Annotated in this window: 11 protein-coding genes; 4 read left to right on the forward strand and 7 right to left on the reverse strand. The window is 60.9% G+C overall.

From position 1 onward, the window contains the following. Positions 1-98 precede the first annotated feature (98 nt). Both P8X48_12680 and P8X48_12685 read left to right on the forward strand, forming a co-directional pair. Complete coding sequence (locus P8X48_12680) at positions 99-692, forward strand: hypothetical protein (GenBank protein ID MEJ2108160.1); 594 nt, start codon at positions 99-101, stop codon at positions 690-692. A gap of 51 nt (positions 693-743) precedes the next feature. Further along, positions 744-1,337, forward strand: a complete 594-nt coding sequence (locus tag P8X48_12685) for a GNAT family N-acetyltransferase (GenBank protein ID MEJ2108161.1) — start codon at positions 744-746, stop codon at positions 1,335-1,337. A gap of 12 nt (positions 1,338-1,349) precedes the next feature. Here P8X48_12685 and P8X48_12690 read toward each other — a convergent pair whose 3' ends face one another. From P8X48_12690 to P8X48_12705, 4 genes are all read right to left on the reverse strand, one after another. Continuing rightward, positions 1,350-2,318, reverse strand: coding sequence for a glutathione S-transferase family protein (locus P8X48_12690; GenBank protein MEJ2108162.1), 969 nt, complete (start codon positions 2,316-2,318; stop codon positions 1,350-1,352). Between the two features lie 63 nt (positions 2,319-2,381). Beyond that, entirely contained in the window at positions 2,382-2,789 is a 408-nt protein-coding gene (locus P8X48_12695) for a DoxX family protein (GenBank protein ID MEJ2108163.1), read from the reverse strand. A 15-nt stretch (positions 2,790-2,804) separates the two neighbouring features. Further along, a complete protein-coding gene (locus P8X48_12700; GenBank protein ID MEJ2108164.1) occupies positions 2,805-3,521 on the reverse strand; it encodes a pirin family protein in 717 nt (238 codons plus the stop codon). A gap of 11 nt (positions 3,522-3,532) precedes the next feature. Beyond that, a complete protein-coding gene (locus P8X48_12705; GenBank protein MEJ2108165.1) occupies positions 3,533-3,793 on the reverse strand; it encodes a CDGSH iron-sulfur domain-containing protein in 261 nt (86 codons plus the stop codon). Between the two features lie 130 nt (positions 3,794-3,923). Here P8X48_12705 and P8X48_12710 point away from each other — a divergent pair, with 130 nt between their 5' ends. After that, positions 3,924-4,745 carry a LysR substrate-binding domain-containing protein gene (locus P8X48_12710; GenBank protein MEJ2108166.1) on the forward strand — a complete coding sequence of 274 codons (822 nt, stop codon included), beginning with the start codon at positions 3,924-3,926 and terminating at the stop codon, positions 4,743-4,745. Between the two features lie 656 nt (positions 4,746-5,401). Then, complete coding sequence (locus P8X48_12715) at positions 5,402-7,234, forward strand: primosomal protein N' (GenBank protein ID MEJ2108167.1); 1,833 nt, start codon at positions 5,402-5,404, stop codon at positions 7,232-7,234. Between the two features lie 7 nt (positions 7,235-7,241). Here P8X48_12715 and P8X48_12720 read toward each other — a convergent pair whose 3' ends face one another. The 3 genes from P8X48_12720 to hemW all read right to left on the reverse strand — a co-directional run. Beyond that, complete coding sequence (locus P8X48_12720) at positions 7,242-7,673, reverse strand: CopD family protein (protein MEJ2108168.1); 432 nt, start codon at positions 7,671-7,673, stop codon at positions 7,242-7,244. A gap of 34 nt (positions 7,674-7,707) precedes the next feature. Next, positions 7,708-8,226 carry a redoxin family protein gene (locus tag P8X48_12725; GenBank protein ID MEJ2108169.1) on the reverse strand — a complete coding sequence of 173 codons (519 nt, stop codon included), beginning with the start codon at positions 8,224-8,226 and terminating at the stop codon, positions 7,708-7,710. Beyond that, a partial coding sequence (gene hemW / locus P8X48_12730) for a radical SAM family heme chaperone HemW (GenBank protein ID MEJ2108170.1) occupies positions 8,223-9,331 on the reverse strand: 1,109 nt, incomplete at its 5' end. The genes P8X48_12725 and hemW, both read right to left, overlap by 4 nt.

Genomic DNA, 9,331 nt, shown 5'->3' on the forward strand with positions numbered 1-9,331 from the left:
GTCGCGTTGGCGACACAAGACCGGAAAGACCCCTTCCCAAATCAACTTTGATAGTATGGAACGTCCAGGACACGGACCCCGGTAGCGGAGGCAGGAAAATGTCGCTAGAAGGTGGCAAGGCCACAAGAGAAGATCTCGTTCGCAGCGCGGTGATTCCCGGGTTCGGCTTTTTTGTCGGCCTGGGCGCGCTGTGGAGGAACCAGATCCAGCGCGGGCTTGCCATGATGGGGGTTTCCCTGGGCGTTCTGGGTCTTGTGGTTGCCCTGGCATTCGGGATCGCGCGCTACCGGAACGCGCCGGCGGTTACGGGCGCGATCACCACGGCGGGCATCGAGCTGGAACTGAAGAAGGTGGCCCATACGATTTCCCTCAATTGCCCCAAGATGGTTGATGCGAATACCCGGCTGGACCACGCCGAGGCCGGGCCGGGCCGGGTCTTGACGTTTTACTACACTTTTCCCAAGGTCTCGTCTTCCCATGTCCCGGAATCGGTGTTCAGTGAGAAGGTGGCGGCCTCCAATCTGGAGGCTGCCTGTCACGCCAAGGCACTCAAACCGTTCTTCGAGCATGACATTACCGTGATCTACCGGTACAAGGCGAATGACGGCAAGCAGCTTGGGATAGTCAAGGTCAACCGGCAAAGCTGCGGGCTGAACCACGCCGGTTCAGCGGATCGCCCGGGAAACTCATAGAAGCGGCCCCAAACAGACCTACATTGCTCCTGCCGGTGCCGGAGACACGCCATGGAAATCCGAGGTGCCCGCAAGCAGGACGCGCATCACATTGCCTACCTCACCAATCTGGCGGGAGAAGGTATCTCGGAATACTACTGGGCAGGCCTGGCGCAGGAGGGCGAAACGCCGCTCGAAGTGGGTGCTCGGCGCGCGTCCCGGGACGAGGGTGGTTTCAGCTACTCCAATAGCCGGGTCTGCGTTGAAGGGGAATCTGTCCTGGGTATGATCGTTGCGTATTGCCAGCCTGATCCCTACGACCCGGGCGATCTGTCTGGTTTGCCAGAGGCAATGCATCCCCTGGTTGAGCTCGAGAGCACCGCCCCCGGAAGCTGGTATATCAACGCCGTCGCAACCTATAAGGAACACCGTGGTAAGGGAGTCGCGCGACTGCTGCTTGCGGAGACAGAGAAGCGGGCAAGGTCCAGGGGTTGTGAGCGTATGAGCCTCATCGTCGCATCGGACAATGCCGCGGCAAGAAGGCTCTACGATCGCCTTGGGTTCGAAGCCGTTAGAGCCCTGCCAGTGATTCCCTGGCCAGGGGCTTCCCAGGGCGGAGACTGGATTCTCCTGGCACGGGCGGTATCGGTCGCGTCGGGAGCGTAGCGCGCGAGCATGTCACACGCCTTTCGCGAAGCGGCCGCGGTCGTGCGGCTCGCTAAAATCGATTGACGGTCCCATCGGTATGATCCCGTAGGGATTCATGTAGCGGTGGCTCGCGAAATAGTGACCCTTGATGTGTTCCGGATTGCAGGTATCCGCCACCCCCGGTACCTGATAGAGCTCCTTCAGATAGTTCCAGAGATTCGGGTAGTCCACGATTCGTCGGATGTTGCATTTGAAGTGGCAGACATAGACCAGGTCGAAGCGTATCAGGGTCGCGAACATGCACCAGTCTGCCTCGGTAATCACGTCCCCACACAGATAGCGCCGTTTATCCAGTACGGAATCCCAGTGGTCCAGCGCGGCGAATAGTTCAGTCACCGCTTCGTTGTAGGCCTCCTGACTGGTTGAGAATCCCGTTCGGTAGACGCCGTCATTAACGGGTCCATAGATCGCGTCGATGGTTTCGTCGATCTGCTGGCGCAAGTCGCGCGGATAGAAGGCAACGGATGCATCGCCGATTGCATCAAACTCGGTGTCCAGCATGCGCATGATCTCACGCGATTCGTTGTTCACGATCGTTCCCGACTCCTTGTCCCACAGGACCGGTACCGTAACCCTCCCGCTGTAGTCGGACCTGGCCTGCAGATAGACATCGCGCAGGTACTTCTTGTGATTGACGAAGTCGGGGATACAGCCTGGATTCTCGGTGAATTCCCAGCCCTCATCGCCCATGTAGTAGTCAACCACGGACAGGGAAATCGCATCTTCCAGGTTCTTCAGCTTGCGCAGGATCATGGTGCGGTGCGCCCACGGGCAGCCGAGCGAGACGTAAAGGTGATAGCGCCCCGGCTCGGCCTTGAAGCCTGAAGACCCGTCCGCCGTCACCTTGTCGCGGAACTGTGTCTCTGGGCGCAGGAAGCGCCCCGCCTGATCGGATTCGTACCATTCGGTACTCCATCTTCCGTTGATCAACTGGCCCATAATCTTGTCCGTTCATTGGTGCGGCCGGGACCCATGGTCCGGCCGCGGACTATGTCGCCCGGCCTATGCGGTCTTGTCCAGGCTCTTGGGACCGGGACCCATGGAGGCAATCAGTAGCAATGCGCCCATGACCGCGATGTCCTTCGCGAACAGAACCTGCGTGAGCGTATGCATGGTCGGATCGCTGACAGCCCAGAAATTGTGCATAAACAGGTTTACCGGAATCACCCATACCAACAGGATAACGGCGGCCCAACGCGCCTTCCACCCGACCAGAATCAGCAGTGCGCATCCCAACTCGATTGGAATGCTCAGGATCAGCGCGAGCTCCGCAAGAGGCACGTGGTGCGCGGTCATGTACCCAAGCGTCCCACTGAAGTTCGTGATCTTGCTGATGCCAGCAGGAATAAACATTTGCACAATCAGGATGCGCCCGAGGAGCGGACCCCATTCTTTCAGTAGATTTTGCATGACTGTTCCTCCGTGTCAGTGAGTTGAGGCGGTAGCAGGGAGGTCGAACAGGAGAACCTCTCCCTGGTCGATGCCGTGCAGGGTCAGATCGTTTTCTGAATCAATGCGGACACCATCCCCTTCCTGCAAGGACAAGTCGTTCAGCCGGACTTTGCCCCGCGCGACATGAAGATAGGCGATCCGTCCTGGTTCCAGTTCCAGCTCCGCCGATTCATTCCCTGAAAACAGGCCGGCGTACAAACGGGCGTCCTGGTGGATCGTAATGGAACCATCGCGCCCGTCGGGCGAGGCCACCAGCCGAAACTGTCCCCGGCGCTGGGCTTCTGGAAATTCCTTTTGTTCGTACTCCGGCGCCAGGCGTTTTTCCCGCGGGAAGATCCAGATCTGCAGGAAGTGCACGGGATCGCTGTCCGAGGCGTTGTATTCGCTGTGCGTGACGCCGGTGCCGGCACTCATGCGCTGGATCTCCCCGGGGCGAATGATGGACCCGTTGCCCATGGAATCCTTGTGCTCCAACGCTCCCTCGAGCACGTAGCTGATGATCTCCATGTCACGGTGTGGGTGCGGCGGGAATCCCGCGCCAGGTGCGACCCGGTCGTCGTTGATCACGCGAAGCACGGAAACATGAACATGTTTCGGGTCGAAATAATCGGCAAAGGAAAACGTGTGCCGGCTGCGTAGCCAGCCGTGATCCGCAAATCCCCGGTCATCCGCCTTGCGCACAGTGATCATGCCTTTCCCCCTCATTCGCGCAGAGTCTTGTGTGTGCCGTCGCAGTAGGGCTTGTTCCCCGAGTGCTTGCAACCGCACAAATAAACGGTTCTTTTCTCCGTGAGCTCGAATCTGACCGGCCTGAGGCTCATGGCCTTGTGCGAGCCGTCACAAAACGGCTGGTTTTGCGATCGACCGCAGGCGCACCAGGAATAGGTGCCCGGCTCGAGCTCCACGGCGTACGGGCCCCGTTGGGCAATGCGGGCTTCATCGATCGTCTCGGCATTGGCCATTTGCTGTCTCCCGGCTGATTCAAGCACATTCGCCATGGTGATGATTCAATTCATCTGAATAACGGGTAAAATATATTCCCCGTTATTTACGAATGAAACCGAAAATCTCTGCCCGTATCGTTCAGAAAAAATGAATATCCATTTGTCGCTGGATGCCCTTCAGGTTCTCGATGCCATCGACCGGCGCCGAAGCTTCGCCGCGGCCGCGGAAGAACTGCACCGCGTGCCTTCCGCCATTACCTATACGGTCAACAAGCTGGAGGAAGAGCTGGGTGTCACCTTGTTTGACCGCAGCGGACACCGTGCAGTTCTCACGGCCGCCGGCCGGGAACTGGTTCAGGAAGGCCGCCACCTTTTGCAGGCCGCCGTTTCTCTTGAAAACCGCCTGAAACGGGTAGCAACCGGGTGGGAAACGGAATTGCGCATTGCCGTCGGGGACCTGGTGAATTTCGGCTCTGTACTGGAATTGTTGGAGCAGTTTTGCGACCAGGGTCGGGGTACCCATCTCCGGATCATGAGTGAGGTTTTCGGCGGGCTGTGGGATGCGCTAGTAACCGATCGCGCCGATCTGGTCATTGGTGCCGGCGCCGATGTCCCTCCCGGTGGCGGTTACTCCATTCTTCCCTTGGGTGAGGTGGAATTCGTCTTTGCGGTGGCTCCACACCACCCCTTGGCCGACCGTCCGGAACCGCTTTCCCCCGAAGATATCGTTGGATTTCGTGCGATCGCGGCGGCCGTCACCTCGGTCGGATTTCTGCCCGCAAGCTGGATCGCGGGTGATCTTCAGAGCGGCCGGCTCAAGATCAAACAGGTCCAGGAGCCGAGAGGTCCCGGCCGACTCGTCAGCGCCTGGCGAACCCGGCATGGGGGTCGGGCCCTGGAGTGGTTTCGCAACCAGCTCGCGCAAAAAGAGGTATGCGAAGCGCTTCTTTCCGGGGCCAGGGTCGCTTGAGGGATGCTGCGGGAAATCAACAGCTTCCGGCGCATGAGAAGAAATGTTATGCACACCCCTAGTCAGGCCAGATTTTTTGTGTTAGAGCGCCCGGCGAAAAACAGGCCGCATGTCCGGAATTTCCATTTTTGTAACTAACTTACTGTATCTAAAGCAATTAATATTCGTCTATTTTTTCAGCAATCTGACACTTTGGTGAAACGGTTTCCTGCGGAATCGTGGCGCCGCCGTCTTCATTCACAATGTTATCCACAGGTTTTGTGGGTATCTCCGAACCCGTTTCTCAACAATCAGTTGGATCGCTTTCCTCTACTGCGCCCTAGGAACAAAAGCTAAGGCAAGCGATTTTGCCGGGCACGGAGCTGGCAGGCGCTGTGCTACATTGCCGCCCATGTCCGCCGCCTCCACCTACCTGAAAGTCGCCGTGCCGGTTCCGGCGCGCACCTTTTTTGACTACCTGGCGCCGGCGGATGGGCCGGCCGCGAAACCCGGCAGCCGCGTGCGTGTGCCTTTCGGCCGGCGCCAGCTGGTCGGGCTGGTGCTGGACTGCCCCGAAACCAGCGAGATCCCGGATCAGCGGCTGAAGGCTGTTGTGGAAGTGCTGGACGAAGAGCCCCTGATTCCCGATTCCCTGCTGCAATTGCTGGGGTGGGCAAGTGATTACTATCACCACGCCCCGGGCGAGGTGGTCCGCCCAGCCCGAGCGGGCGCCGCTGCAACGGCGGCTATTACAGGTCCTGGTCGCCAGCGAGGAAGGCCTGGGCGCGGAAGACCTGGCCGAGATCTCGGCCGGTTGGCGCAAACCCCTCGATGCCCTGGTGGAAAACGGTTGGGCAGAGGAATTCCGCGAGACCTTGTTGCCCCCGGTCCCAGACTCTCCGGTGCCCGTACGGCTGAACCCGGAACAACAGCAGGCTGTGGAGACCGTGGCTTCGGCACCGGGGTTTTCCTGCGAGCTGCTGTTCGGGATCACAGGAAGCGGAAAGACCGAGGTCTATATCGAGCTTGCGACCCGAATCCTGTCCCAGGGACGCCAGGTGCTGGTATTGGTCCCGGAAATCGGTCTTACTCCCCAGTTGGTGGACCGCTTTCGCCGATCTCTCGGCACGCCCGTAGTGGCCCTGCATTCGGCGCTGGGCGACAGCGAGCGCCTGGCGGCGTGGATGCTGGCGCGCACGGGCAAGGCGGGCGTGATCCTGGGAACCCGTTCCGCGGTTTTTACGCCCTTCCGCGATCTCGGCCTGATCGTGGTGGATGAGGAACACGACAGTTCCTACAAACAGCAGGACGGCTTCCGCTACCATGCCCGCGACGTGGCGGTGATGCGTGCCAGCCGCGAAGGCATTTCCGTTGTCCTGGGTTCGGCAACGCCATCGCTGGAGAGCCTGTACCAGGCGCAGCGGGGACGCTACCGCTTGCTGGAACTGACCGCGCGCGCCACCGAGGGCGAGCTGCCGCGGATCGAGATCCTGGACATGAAGCGTCTGGCGGCCAACGACGGACTCTCGCATCCGCTGCTGCAGGCGGTCCGGGCGCGCTTGGGAACAGGGGAGCAAAGCCTGTTGTTTCTCAATCGCCGCGGTTATGCCCCGGTGCTCATGTGTTACGACTGCGGCTGGATTGCCCAATGTCGGCGCTGCGATGCGCGCCTGACCATCCATCGCGGCCAGCAACGACTGCGTTGCCACCATTGTGGTGCGGAGCAGGCCCTGCCCACGGTGTGCCCGGAGTGCGAAGGCACGCGCATCGAGCCATTGGGCGAGGGCACGGAGCGGGTAGAGGCCTCCCTCGCCAGACTCTTTCCCGACGCCCGCATCATCCGCATCGATCGCGACACCACAAGGCGCAAGGGTTCGCTGGAGGAGTCACTCCGGCGCGTCCATGGGGGCGAGGCCGATATCCTGGTCGGCACCCAGATGTTGGCCAAGGGCCACGACTTCCCGCACATCACCCTGGTGGGGATCCTGAACGTGGACCAGGGCCTGTACGGTTCCGATTTTCGCGCCGCCGAATTTCTCGCCCAGCAGGTGATCCAGGTCAGTGGTCGCGCCGGTCGCGGAAAGCGGCCAGGCGAGGTCATGATTCAGACCTGGCATCCGGGTCATCCAGTCTTCGCCGCACTACGTAATCACGACTACCGCGGCTTCAGTGAATACGAACTCAGTCAGCGCAGCGAGGCAGGCTATCCGCCGTTCGCCTTCCTGGCCTTGCTGCGGGCGGAATCAAAACACAAGGGCGAGGCCCTGGACATGCTGGAGCAGGCGCTGGATCGGGCGCCCCCGGTCCCGGAGGGCATGGAGCTGCTACCGCCTCTGCCCTCGCTCATGGAACGGCGAGCCGGCTACTACCGGGCCCAGTTGCTGGTGCGGGCGCAGGAGCGACGGGTCCTGCATCCCTTTCTGCGCTCCTGGCTGGAGGGAATCGAGAAACTGCCATTGGCGCGGCGGGTGCGTTGGTCGGTGGACGTCGATCCGACAGAGATGTTCTGAGCTCCCGCTACATCGGTTCCTTAAATACCACCAGCATGACAATGGCCACGAGCAGCACGAGCGGAAATTCATTGAGCCAGCGATAGAAGCGGTCCCCGTGGCGGTTGCGGTCATGGCGGAAGTCGATCATCAACTTGCCGCAATAGACATGGAAAGCGGCCAGAACGGCAACCAGACTCACCTTGATATGTAACCAGGTGCCCGTCATCCCGGTCCCGAACCACATCCACAGTCCAAAGGCGATCGCCAGTACCGCGGCCGGAGTCATGATGCCAAAGAACAGCTTGCGTTCCATGATCTTGAAGCGATCGATGCTGATCTGGTCTCTGGACATGGCGTGATATACGAACAGTCGCGGCAGATAGAACAGCCCGGCAAACCAGGAGATCACAAAAACAATATGGAAGCTCTTGATCAGGTTGAAGGTGGTTTCGGTCACGGTGTGCCTCTCCAGGGATACGAAATGAATCCGGTCACGGGCGTTTCGCGGTGGGGAGCATAGCACGCATGTCCGCATCCAGGCTCCGGAAGTCCAGTGCGCCGGTATGGTGCCAGCGCTCGCGCCCATCGGGACCGATTAGCACCGCCGCGGGAATGAGGGTGATATCGCCGAAGGCGCGGACGACGGAACCATCGAAGTCCAGGGCAACCGGGTACGGCATCTTCAGCCTTTGTTGCCACTCTGCCACGCTCCACGGCGGATCATAGGGCATGGCCACGGCGATCACCTCCAGTCCGCGTGGATGCCACTGGCGATAGAATTCGGCCAGGAGGGGTGCTTCCGTGATGCAGGGGCGACAGGTGGTGGCCCAGAAGGTCACCAGTACCGGACGGCCGCGCAACGACTTCAGTTCGACGTGGCTGCTGTCCAGCAGGGTGAAACGAACCGGGGTTTCTGCCGGGCGGGCCGCCCACCAGGCGTACAGACCGAGGATGAGCGCGAGCACCAGGATGGCGCCGATCCCGGCCGCCACTTTTGTGCGGCGCATCATCGTACGACTCGCTCCGTTTCCGGTTCGAGAAAGAGTTCCAGCAGATTGTTGAGGTGCGTTCGGCCCAGTTGCGTCGGGCGTATGGTATGGGCGTCGCGTTCGATCAGCCCGCGCTGCTCGGCAAGGGCCAGCGCCTCGCCCGCGGCGGTGATGGGCAGACCGGTGTGGTCCTGAAACAGGTGTACCGGGAAGCCATGGGTCAGACGCAGGGCGTTGAGCATGAATTCGACCACGAGGTCGTGACGGTCCAGGGTTTGTTCTCCGTCCACGGAAGCCGGCGTGCCCGCAGTCTGCAGATAGCTCTTCGGGTGTTTGTGCTTCCACAGCCGGGTAACGCTCCGGGCGTCGCTCAGTTTCCCATGGGCCCCGGCACCGATGCCGAGGTAGTCGCCAAAGTTCCAGTAGTTGATGTTATGCCGGCTTTCGCGCTCGGGATGTGCGTAGGCGGAGACTTCGTACTGGCCGAATCCCGCATCGGCGGTCATGGCCTGCAGCGCAGTTTGCATCTCCCAGATCGTATCCTCGTCGGGCAGCACCGGTGGCCTGGCATTGAACAGGGTGTTGGCTTCGATGGTCAGTTGATACAGCGACAAGTGCGTGGGTGTCTGTTCCAGCGCCGTCGTCAGGTCGGCCTTTGCCTGGTCGACCGTTTGGCCCGGCAGGCCGAACATAAGGTCGAGATTGAAATTGTTGAAGCCTGCGTCCCGCGCCGCCCGGGCCGCGGCCAGGGACTCGTCCCGCCCATGGATACGGCCAAGGGCCTGCAGTTTTTCCGGCTCGAAACTCTGGATGCCGATGGACAAGCGGTTGATCCCGGCCTCGCGGTAGCCGCGAAAACGCTCGAGTTCCACGGTGCCGGGATTCGCCTCCAGGGTGATCTCGGCACGCGGGTCCAGCGGTACGCGGGCGCGAATCCCGGACAGCAGCCGATCGATGGACGCGGGCGCAAACAGACTGGGTGTGCCACCGCCGAAGAACACGGTATGTACCGTGCGGCCCCAGACCCGGGGAAGGTCCTGTTCCAGGTCGCGCAGCAAGGCATCGACGTAGGCCGCCTCGTCGATCTCGCCGCGGACCTCGTGGGAATTGAAGTCGCAATAGGGGC

It is taken from the genome of Acidiferrobacteraceae bacterium (assembly GCA_037388825.1).
In the GTDB taxonomy this organism is placed as follows: Bacteria; Pseudomonadota; Gammaproteobacteria; order Acidiferrobacterales; family JAJDNE01; genus JARRJV01.